The following is a 15832-nucleotide window of genomic DNA, read 5'->3' on the forward strand; positions in this document are numbered from 1 at the left end:
TTCTCCTCTCTCATTTAAATAAAGTGATTTCTTTCGCTATAAGTTGCTTTTCTTCTTCCGTAGCAAAAGAGGCCTTCATCGCTTCTAAAGTTACCTTACGAATAACCGCTGTTGTAACTTGCAGCGCTTGCCATTCAGAGGTTAGCGTCGTCCCTGATACGCTGCGGTTATCTGTATTGACAGAAAGAGATAACCCAGCATTATAAAACTCTTGAAACGGGTATTCCTTCATTGTAGAAATAGCCTTTGTTTGTAAGTTACTAGTAGGACACATTTCGATATGAATATTATGCTTAATACATGTAGTAATCAAATCTCGATGCCCACGCATGCTAGTCCCATGACCAATGCGCCTTGCCCCAAGCGCAATCGAATCTCGTATATTTTCCGCTGAACCACATTCACCAGCATGAATCGTCAAATTAACGCCCTTTTCTTTTGCATAACGGAACCATTCAAGAAAGATTTTTGGAGGATAGCTCGCTTCATCTCCGGCCAAATCGACTCCAACAACACCTAGTTTCCGATATAAAACCGCTGCATCAATGACTTGTTTATTAGTTTCTAGATCATGTCCCCGCATGGCGCACAAAATCATATTACTACGAACACCATAATCTAAATACCCCTGCTTTAATCCCGCTGTAACACTCTGAATTATTTGAGCATCACTTAAGCCTTCTAATTTAAATAATACTGGTGAAAATCGTACTTCTATATAAACTATATTTTCGTCCGCAGCTTGCGAAATCAAGTCATAAGCAGCAATTCTTAGCGCTTTTTCACTTTGCAAAAATGGCATTACTGTCTCAAAACACTTTAAATAACTAGCTAAACTCTGACAGTTAGCTACAACACGTAAGTTTCCAATAACTTCTTCATCAGGCGGTAACGTCTTACCAGCTATTTTCGCCAATTTTTTTAAAGTAGTTAGCGAAATAGAGCCATCTAAGTGGGTATGCAACTCTACTTTCGGAAGACTTTTGATTGTTTGAAAGGTCATTTTAGCACCATTCTAGTTGGCATTCCTTTCTGAGCGCCTTTTGATTTGACAGAAATTGCACTTGCTTTTACTGCCCACTTTACGGCTTGTTCAAAACTTTCTTCTGCTAACATTGCCGCAAAAACACCTGTGAATGTATCTCCAGCTCCCGTCGAGTCCACTGCCTCCACTTTTTCAGCTGGAATATTTATTTGCTTCCCATTATCGACATAGCTTACACCTTGTGCACCTTTTGAAATAATGATTTTCTGAGGATTTTCCATCAGCAGTTCTTTTTCCGTAGTATGCAGTTTTTTAGCAATCTCCGTGAATTCCATTTCATTTGGTGTGATATAATTTGCTTTTTCAAACATTTCCGCAGAAAACAAATCGGATGGCGCAGGGTCTAAAATCGTAGTAATTCCGTTCTCTTCACAATAAGTTAGTGCCTGTATGATGATTTCTGTTGGCAATTCCAATTGAAGTAAGACAATCTTAGCTCCTTCAAAAACTTTAGAAAAGTCAGCTATATCAAACTGATGGTTGGCGCCTGGAACGTAAATAATCGAATTATCGCCATTCATAATAGTTATGACAGCTGCCCCAGTCGCTCCATCTACCTGTTGTACAAAGTTGGTTTGAATACCTTCTTTTTTAAAATTAGTTAAAATCTGCGTACCTGCATCGTCTTTCCCCACAGCTCCTACAAAAGCAACATCTCCACCAAAACGTTTAGCTGCAACTGCTTGGTTTGCGCCCTTACCACCAAAATATTTTTTGAATTCTATGCCTTCGATTGTTTCGCCCGTTTGTGGCTGGCGATCAGTCTCCACGACATAGTCAATGGAGCAGCTCCCAAGAACAACTATTCTACTCATGCTATCTTCCTTTCACATAAACTTTATGCTTTATTTGCTTTAATTGCCTCAATCATTTCACTTACATCCAGAATTTGATTTCCTAACCCTAACTGTTTAGCAACTCGACTGATGTATGGTTGTTTCAAATTAGCTTTTTCTAAAATCTCAAAGTTCCAGAACACATCACGTCTAGAGGAATCAAGCAATTTCTGTTTATTTGCCATAACAATTACTCGTTCAAAGTTGCTTACGACAAACTCCATATCATGGGTAATCGTGATAATAACTTTATTTTCCTTTTGTAATTCAGAAATAATTCGTCCTAATCTTAGCATTGATGGGAAATCTTGCCCTGCTGTCGGCTCATCTAGAATAATGACATCTGGATTCATCGCAATAACTGCAGCAATTGTTATAAATTTCCGAATCGAAAATGGTAAATTATAAGGATGCTCTGATAAATATGGCTTAAGACCAGTCAATTCCACTGCCTTATTAACATTTTCTTGTACTTGTTTTTCCGTTAATTTAAGGTTCTTTGGTCCAAACTCAATTTCACTTAAGACGTCACTGTGAAAAATTTGATCATCTGGATTTTGGAAAACATAGCCGACCTTTCTTGAAATCTTCGCCGTTGTGTAATCTTTTGTGTCCCAGTCATCCACTATAATTTTTCCAGAAGTAGGTCGGAGTAAGCCATTCATTAGTTTTACTGTCGTTGTTTTTCCGGCTCCGTTTTGACCAACAATTGCAACGGCCTCTCCTTTTTCAAATGACATACTAACATTTTCAACTGCACTAAAACCACCTGGGTATGAAAATGAGACTTGATCTAATTGTAAATAACTCAAAATGACTGAACCTCCCCTAAAAGTGCTTGAAGTTGTTTCACAGCTGCATCTTCAGTTAGCGGGATTTCCTTTAGCGGGATGCCTGCTTTCTTCAGTTCCAGCCCTAAAATCGCGAATTGTGGGATGACCCCACCATATTCGATTACTTGCTCTTTTGATAAAATAGCTTGTTTTGGTCCCATCATTTTGATTTCTCCATCTTGAAGAAGAATAATTTCATCCGCGTATTCAGCAACTAGCTCAATTTTATGCTCTACTAGAATAATGGTGGATCCCAAATCTTTCATCATCTTAATAATTTTAAACACATCTTCTGTTCCTTGGGGATCTAATTGGGAAGTTGGTTCATCAATAATCAGTATTTCTGGTTCCATAACAATAATAGAAGCTAAAGAAATTCTTTGTTTTTGCCCTCCTGAAAGGAAGTTTGGGTTCTTATCGCGCAAAAAATCAATTTCCAATAAATCAATAATCGCATTTACTTTTTCTCGAATAATATTTTCTGGCATTCCTAGATTTTCTAGCCCAAATGCAATTTCTTCAAAGACCGTTTCCTTAGAACCACTAATTTGAGTAAACGGATTTTGAAAAACATAGCCAATTTTTTGCGACAAATCGCTTAAAGACCATTCTTCTAATCGCTTTCCGAAAACAAGCACCTCACCCGCTAATTCTCCATGATAGAAATGCGGAATAAATCCTCGAAGTAAATTACATAATGTTGTTTTTCCTGCATCGTTACTACCGATTAACGCATAAAACTTACCTTTTTCAATCGACAAATTAATATTTTGCAACACTTCTTTATGGCCAATTGGGTATTTGTAAGAAACATTTTCTAATGTTATTACATTCATAGTACAAAACTCCTTACAATTAAGAGTACAATCAAAATAATAAAGATTGTCGAAATCCAGTAATCTTTTTTCGCTTTTTTAATCGAATAGATATTTGTTTTCTTTACTTTTGCAGAAAATGCTCTTGATTCAAGTGTTAATACCCGCTCTTCTGATGATTCTACCGATGAAAGCACTAATGGCCCTAAGATTGGTAAGAATGATTTTGCACGTATTAGCAGGCTTCCTTCCGTCTCAATTCCCCGTGACCTTTGCGCATCCATAATAGTGTTAGAAAGTTCTTTCATCTGTGGTGTAATTTGTAATGTTGACATGATGACATAGGTTACTTTTTTCGGCATCCCCATTTTTTCTAAAGAGTAAATGAAATCTTTTGTTTTTGTAATACGGAAAAATAAAATAATAATCGAGCTAATAGCGACAATTTTAGAGGTTAAAATAAGACTATACATGATTCCTTCTAGATTGACTGTAAAAACCCACCAACTAAAAAGCTCTGTTGTTCCTGGATAAAACAGCCCTTGAATAACGAAAATAAAAATAATAATAGTAAAAATAGCTTTCATAAACAGACTGAAAAATTCGCCTCCCTTACCTGCAATCATTGCAATTAGTATGCATACCGGAAAAATGGCGTATTGGTATAAATAACCTGGAATAAACATGCTGGATAATATTACAAAAGCAACAACCCACAGCTTGGTCGTCGGATAGATACTAAGAATAAATTGCTTCATATCATAAACTCCTTTTCTATACGATTTTGGTAGTATTTAACTCTTGTTTTTTAATATATGGCATTCCATAATTTTGCTTCGATAGATAACGAGCCGACATTTTCTTTACAATTAACCAAGCAATTAGTAGATTCACAACGGAATTGATACTTCCGATAATAAGCGTTTGTGAAAAAACTGCTGTCCAAATTTGTTGTCCTGTGGAAAGTATAGTAGCCGTAATTAAATCAATGGAAGAGCCTGTCACTCCACCAAACATAATGACTTGTACTGGGGCTGATGTAATGGAAGAAACGATTGTAACAATCACTGAGGAAATTAATAACAAAATCAAGTTATTAAACATTTTGGCTCTTGATAGCATCCCGACAGTCCAACCAACAGACATTGAAACTAGGGCAAAAGGGATAGCAACTGGGTTAAGCATTCCATTAACCAGACTTCCAAGCCCTCCCGTAACAAGCCCAACCCATGGCCCAGCAATCATACTAACCATCGCTGTTCCCATTAAATCCAAAAATACAGGTAATTTTAAAATAGAAGACAGCTGATACCCAACAACATTGATTGCAACACCAATTGGTATTAACAAAATCGACAGTAAAGAAAAATCATATTTCATTCCGCGTTTCATTTGAAAACCTCCATATAGTTTATTTTTCTTTAAGTAGAATATCTAACAATAATTCATTAAAACGTTCACTATCCACATCTAGACATAAATCAACATTACCATTTTCATCATATGTAGCAACGGTTTGTCCAGTTGGATGTCTATGATCATACTCCACTTCGATAGTTACTTTCTCTGTCTTAACTAGGCTTCTATCAAGGAGAAGTGAAACCGTAAGCGGATCATGCATCAATGTAAAATCTTCCTCAATAAAGTCAAACCATCGATCTAGCATTTTAACAAGCGCATCATTTAATGGTAAACCCGATGCTTTCAACTGGTCGCGTTCTGGTTTGGTGAATTTCACTTTCATAGTCACATCGAGACCAACCATCGTAATTTTTGCTTTACTCCGGAAGACTAGTGATGCTGCTTCTGGATCTGATTTGATATTATGTTCGATTTGGCGTATCTTCAGACCATTGTCGCCAAGTCTCGTTACTCCACCCATTAATATGATTTCTTTCACGTTTTCAGCTATTTTTGGTTCGCGAATAATAGCCGCTGCAACATTAGTTAACGGTCCAATTGTAATAAGCGTTATTTCGTGCGGATTATCCATAATTGTTCTAATAATAAAATCGACTCCGTGTTCTGCTTCTACTTCAAGCATTTCATAATCTTCTAAAACACCGTCGCCTTCATGACCAGCCATCCAGACTTCTCGATTATGTAAAAGTGGCTCTTTAATTCCAGCATAAACTTTTACTTCCTCAGCATTCCCAAGTGTTAAAAGTTTTTTCGCTAGTTTAGCTCTCAAAACAGTGTTGCCATAAACAGTTGTTACTCCCTCGATGTAGATATCATCTGATTTCATCGCAAGAGCAAGGGCCATTGCATCATCGATATCACTACCTACATCCGTATCAATAATTACTCTATTTGTACTCATTTTTTAAATTTCCTCCTTTTATTAAAACGTTTTAATAAAATTGCAAAAGTCATTTTTGTTAGCGCTATCATTTTTTAAAGCATAAATTAAAACGTTTTAAAAGTCAACCGTTTTTTTATTTTAGCTCAGCTCTCACACTTGATCGTTCAACCAAAGTGACTGGCGCTACATAGTTTTCAACTGCATCATTATTATTTTGAATTCGCCAAACTAAATTCTCAACTGCTACTTTACCAAGCTCTCCAATCGGTTGATGAATCGTTGTTAACTTAGGCGTCAAATATTGAGCTGTCGTAATATCATCAAAACCAAGCACTGAAATATCAGTTGGTATTACTTTGGCAAGCTCGTTAATAGCTTCATACACGCCTATTGCCATTAAGTCATTACATACAAAGATTGCTGAAATATCTTTTTCACATAATTTCAAGCCTTCTTTATAACCGCTTTCGACAGTTAAGGTTCCATTTTCCGAATAAATAGGCGTTAGTTGGTGTTTTTTCATTGTTTCTAAGTAACCTCGGCCACGTTCTGAGATATTCACAAACTTCTCAGCTCCACTTAAACAAGCAATTTTAGTATGCCCCTTTGAAATTAAATGTTCTGTTGCAATAACACCACCTGCATAATCATCCACAAAAACACCATTATTCACAACTCTGCTTGGGCGATCCATCAAAATATACGGAACATTTGATTTCCCTAGTTGCTGGATAGTCGTTTCGTTTAAATTTTCCGCACTAGCAAAAATAATCCCTTCAATGGAACGATAAAGCATTTCATTAATGTATTTCTGTTCACGCTCTAAATCATACGCACTATTACATAAAAATAGTAAATAACCTGCTTCGTTAAGGGCATTTTCAATACTATTCGCTAATTTCGAGAAAAACGGGTTGGAGACATCTGGTACTATTAAACCAATGGTATTACTTTTAACACTATTTAGATTTTTAGCAAAGTAATTAGGCTGATAATTTAGTTTTTCAATTGCTTCGTTTACTTTTTTGACAGTTTTAGGGCTGAATAGTTCTGCTTTCCCATTGATAATAAGCGAAATTGTAGCGATGGAAACCCCTGCTTCTTTCGCGATGTCCTTTATGGTTGTCTTCATAGTCCCCTCTCCTTTCTGTTTAAATTAAATAGGTCGAAAAACCCGCTTCATTAGGCGGGTTAACTAATTACGCTTATTTTTTTGCTTCTTTCGCTATTTGATACCAACTGTAAATCTTCACTATAGCAAAGAAAGTATAGGCGAACGCGATGAGATATGCCCCATAATTAACTAATAAAATATTGATGGCGTTTCCCCAGCCAGATTCTTCTGCCACAGCAACTGCTCGCGCATAAGGACTAGTGAAAAAATAAGTAATATATAATGGGTTAAAACTTAAAACAGCGCTGGTAATTGCTATGACGAAGGATGGTAGTACCATTAAGCAACTAATAACTCCAATTGCATGCCCAACTATCTTCAAAAACCTCATTGCTACACCTCTTTATTTCTTTTTAGGAATTTGAATGGTAATTTGATAAAAATCATCTGTTTCTTCTTCCTTAAAATCTAGTTCCATTCCGTTATCTTTAACCATCGTAACAGATTGCTTGATTGTATTCATAGCAATACGTACATCACGACTGATTGCTTGCCGTTTTGGTTTTGTTTTTTTAGTGGTGGTTGACTTTTTCACGCCTAGAAGCTCTTGAATTCGTGCTTCGGTTTGCTTAACGTTCCAGTGATTTTCTTTTATTTCTTGTAAAAGACTCACTTGCTGTTCTTCCGTTTCTAAAGCTAGTAATGAACGAGCATGACGTTCTGAAATTTGTTTGTTAAGTACGGCATTTTGGATTGTTTCTGGTAGTTTTAAAAGACGCATTTTGTTAGCAATAGCGGACTGGCTCTTCCCGACACGTTGAGCAAGTGCTTCTTGAGTGACGTCTTGCATATCTAGCAAGCTTCGGTATGCTTTTGCTTCTTCAATAGGCGTCAGTTCTTCGCGCTGTAGGTTTTCAATTAAAGCAATCGCAGCTACTTCTTCATCATCCAAATTTTGAATAATTGCTGGGATTTTTTCCATTTCCAAAGAAAGAACAGCTCGAAAACGACGCTCTCCGGCAATGATTTCATAATAATCCGGTTCCATCTCTCTAACCACAATTGGTTGAATGACACCATGAATTCGAATCGTTCGAGCAAGCTCCTCAATCTTATCTTGATCAAATACGGTCCGTGGTTGAAATTGGTTTGGGAAAATTTTATCCATAGGAAGTTCTTGTACACGCTGTACTCCTTCTTCTACTATGTTATCATCCAGTTGATTATTCTTTTCTTTTTTTCCAAATAAACGTGAAAAAGGCATCTGGGTCCTTCCTTTCCGGAAATTCTTGGGCGCTAAGTGAGTAAATCCTACTATCCGCAAGTCTCTTTCATTATTTTAGCAGAAATGACGCAGAAAAACACGTTTATTCTAAATTAAAAATTCCAGAACTTGCTTGTTAACTTGAATTGATTCATTTATTGTTAATTTCTTTTGTAAAACGTGCAGTTATCTCTTGCGGTCTTGTTATTGCTCCGCCAACAACAACGGCGTGACAACCTAGATTTAGCACTTCTCTCGCTTTCTCAGGAGTATCAATTTTCCCTTCTGCAATGACTGGGCGGTTCGTACTTTTTAATACTTCTTTTAAATGGGAGAAGTCGTAATCGCTAATATTTTGATTTGCGGTTTCGTCTGTGTAGCCGTAAAGTGTTGTACCTATCAAATCAAAGCCCAGGGAATCAGCGTAATGAACATCTTCCATGCTTCCAGTGTCTGCCATTAGGAGGGTACTTGGAAACTCTTTGCGGATTATTTGTAGTATTTCTTCGAGGTTTTCGTTATTAGGGCGCGGTCTTGTAGTTGCGTCCATTGCTACTATTTCAGCGCCAGTTTCACAGATTTTCCTTACTTCTTTTAATGTTGGGGTAATAAATACGTTGCAGTCATCGTATACCTGTTTGAAAATGCCGATGATGGGCACGTTTACTTCATTTTGAATGGCGCTAATGTCTTCGGGTGTGTTTGCTCGAATACCTATCGCGCCTCCTTGGACTGCTGCGAGGGCCATTTTCGACATGATAAATGAGCTATGGAGTGGTTCATCTGGCAGAGCTTGGCAGGAAACTATTAGCTCACCTTTTATTTTTTCAAGTACAGAATTATTCACTTTTATTCCTCCTTGGCTGAAATTAATAAGTCCTCTCGTTTTGAAAGGACTTTTTCGTATTTATTCGATTGGTAATTTGTTCGGTGTTCCGGGCTTTCTTGGGTATTTATTCGGTGTTTCTTTTGTTTTAGCGATAACGTAAATGTTCCGTTCGCTTTCTTCTATTGGTAGTGAGAAAGAGAAGTGATTGACCACTTTCCCGCCTAATACTTTGATAGCTTTTTCGGCTGTTTGTAATTCTTGTTCCGCTTGGGCTGCTTTCATTACGAGGAAAGAACCGCCTTTTTTGACAAGTGGCAGGCAAAGCTCAGATAATACGCTCATTCTTGCTACTGCTCGCGCTGTTACTAGGTCATATTTTTCACGATGCGCTTTGTTCTGACCGAATGTTTCAGCACGATCGTGATAAAAATGGACGTTTGTTAAAGCTAGTTTTTCTGCTAGTGCATCTAAAAAGGTCATTCGTTTCTTGAGCGAATCTACTATGCTAACTTCTAAATGCGGGAAGCAGATTTTGATGGGAATGCTTGGAAAACCAGCGCCAGCCCCAACATCACAAATCGAATGAAAGTCATTGAAATCAACGTAAAATGCCGCGGAAATAGAGTCATAGAAATGCTTTAGGTAGACTTCTTTTTCCTCTGTAATGGCTGTTAAATTCATTTTCTCGTTCCATTCTACTAGCATTTCAAAGTAATCGTGGAATTGTTTCAATTGTACTTCATTTAATTCTATTCCTTTTTCAGCAAGAGCGTTACTGAATTGTTCTGGATTCATGTTTTTTCCTCACTTTACTTTTGCTATTTTTCCAGTGTCTTATCTCTACTGTATTTATAAAGTATAAATTTTTTCTTCTCATTTATCAAACTCTTCCTCTTTATATCTCTAACAATTATCAAGTTTGTTTGTAATCTCCTTAAAACTTTCTTTAGCCTGAGTCACCCATTTGCCTTTTGCGGTGGTAGAAATCCCGTTAACGTAGCTCGTACAGTTGCTTTTTATGTCTTCTAGCTTATCCTTTTTCATCATTTCGAGCATTTTCTTACGGTTTTCTGATGTTGTATGGCTTTGACTGGCCACAAACATACGAATAAGATTTCTTTCTAAATTTTTTCGCGATTCTAATAAATCTGCTTTTAAACTATCTATCATATTATCAATCACGTTCCTTCTTTAGCTGATGTAATTCTTCTTCATAAGAAAATGCTTGTTTCCTATAAAGAGCATGCTGTTCTTCGTGTTCATTTTCTAATTTTGTCAGTGCATTTTTTACAGTCCATTCGCTTTCTTCTTGAATAGAGCTGATTAAATGATATTCTTTTTGTAAACTGGAGGAATCGATATAATCTCTTTTTTGGTTTATGTACCTTATTTGCTCGGAAAGATTTTCCAACTCGCGATTAAACTTCCATTTTTCTTGAGTTACTTCATCCATTGATTCTTCTAGCCGTCTTCTTTTTCTATTAAAATCATCCTCTAGGTTCTCTATTTTCAATAGTAGTTGTCGTTGTTTATCCATACATGCTCCCTATTTGTTTGGCTAATTCTTGGTCCGTTTTTAGCTGACTGGTTATGGCTTCGTTAATTTGTTCTAGCAATTTATCATATTCTTGTTCTATTTTAGTTGCTTCTGCTAAAGATTTTTCGCAATCTTGCACTGTTTCATTCACAATTTTTGCTTCTGTTGCCCCACCGTATGCGAGTGCTGTTAGTATTTCTGACTCGGATAGTTTTGAGCCAATATCCCTCGCATCTGAAAGTGTATCACTCCACAACTCTTCTGCGTTCTCGGTCGCTTTATCAAACATATCTTTTAAGTCTTTAATCTCTCCTTGTAGCGTTTGTTTCATCCCTTGCGTAATGGCTAGTCCTTCTGCTGCATCCAAAAATATTTCTTCCGATGAAGATAAGCCTCCGCCGCTTTTTGTAAAACTTGTTCGCATGATATTGATTGCTGATAATTGCTGGCTAGTTGCGTATTTGGCTAGTCGCAAGCTTCCTTCTTTGTCAGTAAGGAGATTACCGTCTTTGTCGAATTGATAACCACCCCACATATGTTGTTCAATCAAACCGACGTTTTTAGAATCAACTTCGATTAAATGTCCGACTGCTGGGTTGCCAATACCATAACCAATTGGCACATAATCTTTTCTATCAATGTAATTAAATAGTTTATCTAAAGCGTTTATTGCTTTTACTGTGTCTTGTTGTTCTGGGGTTAAATTTGAATAGATATTGGGACCTTGGTAAAAGAATCCGCCGCTAATGCGTTTAATGTCTTTTTTGTCCAAGTCTGCAATAGCGTATTGGGCGTCCATAGAACCTAGCGAGTGTCCATATACGTAAACTTGGGCGTTTGGGTAAAGTTTCATTGCTTGTTTAAGAGTTTCTGCAGAGGATTTTAATTGCGGGGTTACTACCGGACCTCCGCCGTTTATAACTTGAAAAGCAGTTGGAATATCATTATCTAACCAGTCTTCTCTTACATCTCTATAGTCTGGATGAAGCGGGACATTAAGATTTGCAGTAGATGGTGCGGTGGAGCCTTTGTATAGGATGGTTAGTTCTTTTACCTTGTTTCTTTCGGTAGATGCGGCGGTGGGTGGCGTGTATTTGTCTGTGATGATGAAAGATTGTTCGCCGGTTGGTTTGTTGTTTACTTGGGATACGGTGCCGATTGTTTTAATTCCCCCATTGGTTTTAGAAATATATACTGCCTCACCAGATTTCAGTTTATGGTATTCTTTTTCTGTTAACTTAACTCTTTCTTGGTCTGTACTAGCTTGACTCATTTGTCTCCCTCCAAAAGCCCTAATTGTTTAGTAAGCTCTTTAGATATACTTGCACCGCCACCTTCTAATTTTCCGTTATGATTGTTCAAAGTATATGTTAATTTCAAGGTATCATCCTTATTAATAACTAAGGTAACTATTATCCCTCCCATTGGATTATGCTCTATACTCTCCTTATCAACTTCATATGACTGAATTATACCTTCTTTGGTGAATGCTTTCGTATCAATAAGTTTTATATCGTTTTCGAATACCTCTTTTGCTTCATCACTATAAACTACTTTAATCATTTCTTCGTCCAACTTTTTCTCGTCCATATAGAATTTCACCCCTAATACCAAAATAATTGTTACTACAATTCCTAGTGTCATTATTAGTTTCTTTTTCAATTCTTCACCTCTGATGTTAGATTTTTTTCATCTCTAAGCTCATCTTATCACATACTATAATTTTTCACTTCTTTTATGTAGGTCTATTTTGCTCTAAAAAAACCACCTTATTCATGAAAAATTAAAACTTTCATGAATAAGGTGGTTCTTGAGTTTTGTATTTTTTACTTGCTTATTTTTGCTATTTTCCCTTGCTCGATATAGACAAGCAAAATGGAAATGTCGGCTGGATTTACGCCACTGATGCGACTAGCTTGGGCGATAGAAAGTGGTTCGATTTTCTTCAGTTTTTCTAGTGCTTCTGTTGCAAGTCCGCTGATAGCATCATAATCAATATTTTCTGGGATTTTTTTATCTTCCATGCGTTTCATTTTTTCTACTTGTAGTTTAGATTTTTCAATGTATCCTTCATATTTCACTTGGATTTCGACTTGTTCCGCGACATCATCCGTTACAGATGTTTCACGTGAAACAATTTCGGCGATTTTATTATACGTGATTTCTGGACGGCGAAGTAAATCTGCTGCTAAAATGCCGTCTTTTAGCTCACCGGAACCAATTTCTTTAAGCATTGCTTGAACTTCAGCAGTTGGTTTGATGCGCGTTTTTTGAAGTCTTGTTTTTTCGGCTTCGATAGCACTTTGTTTTGCCAAAAAGCGTTCATAACGTTCGTCACTAATTAAACCAATTTCATGACCGATTTCTGTTAAACGTAAATCAGCATTATCGTGGCGTAGTAACAAGCGATATTCTGCACGAGAAGTAAGTAAGCGATACGGTTCTTCGGTGCCTTTTGTTACTAAATCATCAATTAATACACCAATATATGCTTGGTCACGACCTAGGATTACAGGTTCTTTCTTGAAGACTTTACGTGCGGCGTTGATTCCTGCCATTAAGCCTTGTCCGGCAGCTTCTTCGTACCCACTTGTGCCGTTAATTTGGCCCGCTGTGAAAAGACCTTCTACAAGCTTTGTTTCAAGTGATGGCCAAAGTTGGTCTGGCATTACTGCATCGTATTCAATCGCGTAACCAACACGCATCATTTCTACATTTTCAAGGCCAGGGATTGTTCTTAACATTTCGCGTTGTACTTCTTCTGGCAAGCTTGTGGAAAGCCCTTGAACATAGACTTCTTCTGTATTGCGGCCTTCTGGTTCAAGGAAAATTTGGTGTCTTGGTTTGTCGCTGAAACGAACAATTTTATCTTCAATTGATGGGCAATATCTTGCACCAGTTCCTTTTTTTGTAGCTGTGAACATTGGGGAACGGTGTAAATTGGCTTGGATTATTTCGTGTGTTGTTTCGTTTGTGTAGGTTAACCAACATGGTAATTGGTCCAGTATCATTTCGACTGTATCAAAGCTAAATGCGCGTGCGTGCTCATCACCAGGTTGTTCTTCAGTTTTGGAATAATCAATCGTACTGGATTTTACGCGTGGTGGGGTTCCTGTTTTAAAGCGGCGTAGCTCAAAGCCAAGTTCTTCCAAGTGTTCTGAGAGTTTCACAGATGGTTGTTGGTTATTCGGACCACTTGAATAGCGCAGTTCGCCAACAATGATTTCTCCACGTGAGAATGTTCCCGTTGTAATAACTACTGTTTCTGCGTAGTAAATTGCGCCACTATTCGTGATGACACCTTTACAAACCCCATCTTCTATTACTAAACGATCAACAAGTCCTTGACGTAAAGTAATGTTTTCTTCTTTTTCAATGGTATGCTTCATTTCGTGTTGATAGTCCCATTTGTCGGCTTGAGCTCGTAATGCGCGGACAGCTGGACCTTTACCAGTATTTAACATCCGCATTTGAATGTAAGTTTTATCTGTATTACGACCCATTTCTCCGCCGAGTGCATCAATTTCGCGCACGACAACGCCTTTAGCCGGACCTCCAACAGAAGGGTTACATGGCATAAATGCAACCATATCTAAATTTATTGTAAGCATCAATGTTTTGGCGCCCATCCGGCCACTTGCTAGACCTGCTTCTACACCGGCATGTCCTGCGCCAACAACGATGACATCAAAAGTTCCTGCATCATAAGTTTGCAATTTTAACATCTCCTAAAAATCATTTTCCCAGACAAAATTGATTAAACAACTGATCGAGTAACTCATCTTGAACAGAATCTCCGGTAATTTCACCTAGTAGATCCCATGCGCGAGTCATGTCAATCTGGACAATATCGACTGGCATACCGAGCTGAATTCCTGTTGTTACCGCATTTAAAGACTCAAGTGCTTGGTGAAGCAAGGCAATATGGCGAACATTTGATACGTATGTTGCGTCACCAGCATCAATATCTCCTGCAAAAAATAACGTTTTAATTGCTTCTTCTAAAGCTTCTAAACCCTCATCTTTTACTAAAGAAGTCGAGACAATCGGGTTGTTTCCCGCAAGTTCACGTACTCTATTTATATCAAGTTTTGTTTCCAAATCGGTTTTATTTAAAACAACAACATAATTATGACCAGCAGCTGCTTCAAATAACGCTTCATCTTCCACTGTTAGCTCTTCATTTTGGTTTAATACTAAAAGGATAAAATCAGCATCCGCCAGCGCTTTTCTGGAACGTTCTACGCCAATTTTCTCCACGATGTCCTCTGTTTCACGAATTCCCGCAGTATCAATCAAACGTAGCGGTACTCCGCGAACATTGACATATTCTTCAATGATATCTCTTGTTGTTCCAGCAATATCAGTTACAATCGCTTTTTCTTCTTGAATTAATTGGTTTAGTAAAGAAGATTTCCCAACGTTTGGTCGACCGATGATTGCTGTTGCAAGCCCCTCGCGGAGAATTTTTCCTTGGCTCGCGGTTTGTAGTAGTTGCTCTACAGAGGCGCGGACTAGTTCTGTTTTCTCCAGTAGCATTCGCTGAGTCATTTCTTCTACATCATCATATTCAGGATAATCAATGTTTACTTCGACTTGCGCGAGTGCATCTAAAATCTCTTGGCGTAAATTGCGAATCAATCTTGATAAATTCCCGTCCATTTGTCTGATTGCAACACCCATCGCCCGGTCTGTTTTGGCGCGAATCAAGTCCATTACGGCTTCTGCTTGTGACAAATCAATTCTTCCATTTAGAAAAGCGCGTTTTGTGAATTCGCCCGGTTCCGCTAAATTCGCCCCATTTCGAAGCAATAATTGGAGCACACGATTAACCGAAACGATTCCGCCATGCGCGTTAATTTCCACGACATCTTCTCTTGTAAAAGTCTTTGGAGCACGCATAACGGTGACCATAACTTCTTCTATTACTTCGCCATTTTCTTTAATATGACCATAATGAATTGTATGACTTGCTGCTTCACTTAAACTATTTTTGGCATAAAAAATACGATCCGCTATCTGAATCGCCTCTGGACCGCTTAATCTAATAATAGCAATGGCCCCTTCTCCCGGCGGTGTTGAGATTGCAGCAATAGTATCAAATTCCATTCTTTACTCATCCTTCCTCATTAGAATTCCAGCTCAAATAAGCCTTATTCTATTTTGAATAAATTTTGGCACATGATTTTGTGCATTATCAACAACTTACGCTCCGCTTTGACCAAAGCAATTAAATTGTTAGTATTTGGAAGGT

The 15832-nt window shown here is 37.7% G+C and carries 18 protein-coding genes; all 18 read right to left on the minus strand.

The genetic code is table 11. The annotated features are described in order from the left end of the window. Positions 1-10: 10 nt before the first annotated feature. The 18 genes from add to mnmE all read right to left on the minus strand — a co-directional run bounded on the left by add (position 11) and on the right by mnmE (position 15687). Positions 11-1003 (minus strand): adenosine deaminase, encoded by a 993-nt coding sequence (gene add, locus CKV67_RS14315; RefSeq protein WP_025279664.1) that lies wholly within the window; start codon positions 1001-1003, stop codon positions 11-13. Beyond that, positions 1000-1860: a ribokinase gene (locus tag CKV67_RS14320; RefSeq protein WP_014093983.1), complete on the minus strand. Its 861-nt coding sequence runs from the start codon at positions 1858-1860 to the stop codon at positions 1000-1002. Before CKV67_RS14320 ends, add begins: the two co-directional genes overlap by 4 nt. A gap of 23 nt (positions 1861-1883) precedes the next feature. Beyond that, positions 1884-2693 carry an energy-coupling factor ABC transporter ATP-binding protein gene (locus CKV67_RS14325; RefSeq protein ID WP_014093984.1) on the minus strand — a complete coding sequence of 270 codons (810 nt, stop codon included), beginning with the start codon at positions 2691-2693 and terminating at the stop codon, positions 1884-1886. After that, on the minus strand, positions 2690-3550 hold the full coding sequence (locus CKV67_RS14330; RefSeq protein WP_014093985.1) for an energy-coupling factor ABC transporter ATP-binding protein: 861 nt from the start codon (positions 3548-3550) through the stop codon (positions 2690-2692). Before CKV67_RS14330 ends, CKV67_RS14325 begins: the two co-directional genes overlap by 4 nt. After that, the gene (locus CKV67_RS14335) at positions 3547-4287 is read right to left on the minus strand and encodes an energy-coupling factor transporter transmembrane component T (protein WP_014093986.1); all 741 of its coding nucleotides are present in this window, start codon (positions 4285-4287) and stop codon (positions 3547-3549) included. Before CKV67_RS14335 ends, CKV67_RS14330 begins: the two co-directional genes overlap by 4 nt. Before the next feature lie 16 nt (positions 4288-4303). After that, on the minus strand, positions 4304-4921 hold the full coding sequence (locus tag CKV67_RS14340; protein WP_003768724.1) for a hypothetical protein: 618 nt from the start codon (positions 4919-4921) through the stop codon (positions 4304-4306). 19 nt (positions 4922-4940) lie between these two features. Then, positions 4941-5852, minus strand: coding sequence for a nucleoside hydrolase (locus CKV67_RS14345; protein ID WP_025279665.1), 912 nt, complete (start codon positions 5850-5852; stop codon positions 4941-4943). A gap of 115 nt (positions 5853-5967) precedes the next feature. Then, positions 5968-6966, minus strand: coding sequence for a LacI family DNA-binding transcriptional regulator (locus CKV67_RS14350; RefSeq protein WP_014093988.1), 999 nt, complete (start codon positions 6964-6966; stop codon positions 5968-5970). A 73-nt stretch (positions 6967-7039) separates the two neighbouring features. Then, positions 7040-7339: a hypothetical protein gene (locus tag CKV67_RS14355; protein WP_014093989.1), complete on the minus strand. Its 300-nt coding sequence runs from the start codon at positions 7337-7339 to the stop codon at positions 7040-7042. Positions 7340-7351: 12 nt separating this feature from the next. After that, a complete protein-coding gene (gene noc, locus CKV67_RS14360; RefSeq protein WP_014093990.1) occupies positions 7352-8212 on the minus strand; it encodes a nucleoid occlusion protein in 861 nt (286 codons plus the stop codon). 151 nt (positions 8213-8363) lie between these two features. Continuing rightward, on the minus strand, positions 8364-9059 hold the full coding sequence (locus tag CKV67_RS14365; RefSeq protein ID WP_014093991.1) for an N-acetylmannosamine-6-phosphate 2-epimerase: 696 nt from the start codon (positions 9057-9059) through the stop codon (positions 8364-8366). Between the two features lie 60 nt (positions 9060-9119). Further along, the gene (gene rsmG / locus CKV67_RS14370; RefSeq protein WP_014093992.1) at positions 9120-9836 is read right to left on the minus strand and encodes a 16S rRNA (guanine(527)-N(7))-methyltransferase RsmG; all 717 of its coding nucleotides are present in this window, start codon (positions 9834-9836) and stop codon (positions 9120-9122) included. Positions 9837-9944: 108 nt separating this feature from the next. Beyond that, entirely contained in the window at positions 9945-10211 is a 267-nt protein-coding gene (locus CKV67_RS14375) for a hypothetical protein (RefSeq protein WP_025279666.1), read from the minus strand. A gap of 4 nt (positions 10212-10215) precedes the next feature. Beyond that, entirely contained in the window at positions 10216-10578 is a 363-nt protein-coding gene (locus tag CKV67_RS14380) for a hypothetical protein (RefSeq protein ID WP_014093994.1), read from the minus strand. Continuing rightward, entirely contained in the window at positions 10571-11851 is a 1281-nt protein-coding gene (locus CKV67_RS14385) for an Mbeg1-like protein (protein WP_014093995.1), read from the minus strand. Before CKV67_RS14385 ends, CKV67_RS14380 begins: the two co-directional genes overlap by 8 nt. Further along, positions 11848-12222 carry a DUF1310 family protein gene (locus tag CKV67_RS14390; RefSeq protein WP_369931509.1) on the minus strand — a complete coding sequence of 125 codons (375 nt, stop codon included), beginning with the start codon at positions 12220-12222 and terminating at the stop codon, positions 11848-11850. The genes CKV67_RS14385 and CKV67_RS14390 overlap by 4 nt, the downstream gene beginning before the upstream one ends. A 182-nt stretch (positions 12223-12404) precedes the next feature. Continuing rightward, positions 12405-14294 (minus strand): tRNA uridine-5-carboxymethylaminomethyl(34) synthesis enzyme MnmG, encoded by a 1890-nt coding sequence (gene mnmG / locus CKV67_RS14395; RefSeq protein ID WP_014093997.1) that lies wholly within the window; start codon positions 14292-14294, stop codon positions 12405-12407. Positions 14295-14313: 19 nt separating this feature from the next. Then, positions 14314-15687, minus strand: coding sequence for a tRNA uridine-5-carboxymethylaminomethyl(34) synthesis GTPase MnmE (gene mnmE / locus CKV67_RS14400; protein ID WP_014093998.1), 1374 nt, complete (start codon positions 15685-15687; stop codon positions 14314-14316). Between the last annotated feature and the right edge of the window lie 145 nt (positions 15688-15832).

This window comes from Listeria ivanovii subsp. ivanovii (assembly GCF_900187025.1).
In the GTDB taxonomy this organism is placed as follows: Bacteria; Bacillota; Bacilli; order Lactobacillales; family Listeriaceae; genus Listeria; species Listeria ivanovii.

Bases quoted from the DNA above. Each gene is read 5' to 3' on its own strand.
- mnmE (WP_014093998.1), bottom strand. From the start codon at position 15,687: ATGGAATTTGATACTATTGCTGCAATCTCAACACCGCCGGGAGAAGGG.
- CKV67_RS14390 (WP_369931509.1), bottom strand. From the start codon at position 12,222: ATGACACTAGGAATTGTAGTAACAATTATTTTGGTATTAGGGGTGAAA.
- CKV67_RS14340 (WP_003768724.1), bottom strand. From the start codon at position 4,921: ATGAAACGCGGAATGAAATATGATTTTTCTTTACTGTCGATTTTGTTA.
- noc (WP_014093990.1), bottom strand. From the start codon at position 8,212: ATGCCTTTTTCACGTTTATTTGGAAAAAAAGAAAAGAATAATCAACTG.
- CKV67_RS14385 (WP_014093995.1), bottom strand. From the start codon at position 11,851: ATGAGTCAAGCTAGTACAGACCAAGAAAGAGTTAAGTTAACAGAAAAA.
- CKV67_RS14330 (WP_014093985.1), bottom strand. From the start codon at position 3,550: ATGAATGTAATAACATTAGAAAATGTTTCTTACAAATACCCAATTGGC.
- add (WP_025279664.1), bottom strand. From the start codon at position 1,003: ATGACCTTTCAAACAATCAAAAGTCTTCCGAAAGTAGAGTTGCATACC.
- CKV67_RS14380 (WP_014093994.1), bottom strand. From the start codon at position 10,578: ATGGATAAACAACGACAACTACTATTGAAAATAGAGAACCTAGAGGAT.
- CKV67_RS14345 (WP_025279665.1), bottom strand. From the start codon at position 5,852: ATGAGTACAAATAGAGTAATTATTGATACGGATGTAGGTAGTGATATC.
- rsmG (WP_014093992.1), bottom strand. From the start codon at position 9,836: ATGAATCCAGAACAATTCAGTAACGCTCTTGCTGAAAAAGGAATAGAA.
- CKV67_RS14335 (WP_014093986.1), bottom strand. From the start codon at position 4,287: ATGAAGCAATTTATTCTTAGTATCTATCCGACGACCAAGCTGTGGGTT.
- CKV67_RS14355 (WP_014093989.1), bottom strand. From the start codon at position 7,339: ATGAGGTTTTTGAAGATAGTTGGGCATGCAATTGGAGTTATTAGTTGC.
- CKV67_RS14375 (WP_025279666.1), bottom strand. From the start codon at position 10,211: ATGATAGATAGTTTAAAAGCAGATTTATTAGAATCGCGAAAAAATTTA.
- CKV67_RS14320 (WP_014093983.1), bottom strand. From the start codon at position 1,860: ATGAGTAGAATAGTTGTTCTTGGGAGCTGCTCCATTGACTATGTCGTG.
- CKV67_RS14350 (WP_014093988.1), bottom strand. From the start codon at position 6,966: ATGAAGACAACCATAAAGGACATCGCGAAAGAAGCAGGGGTTTCCATC.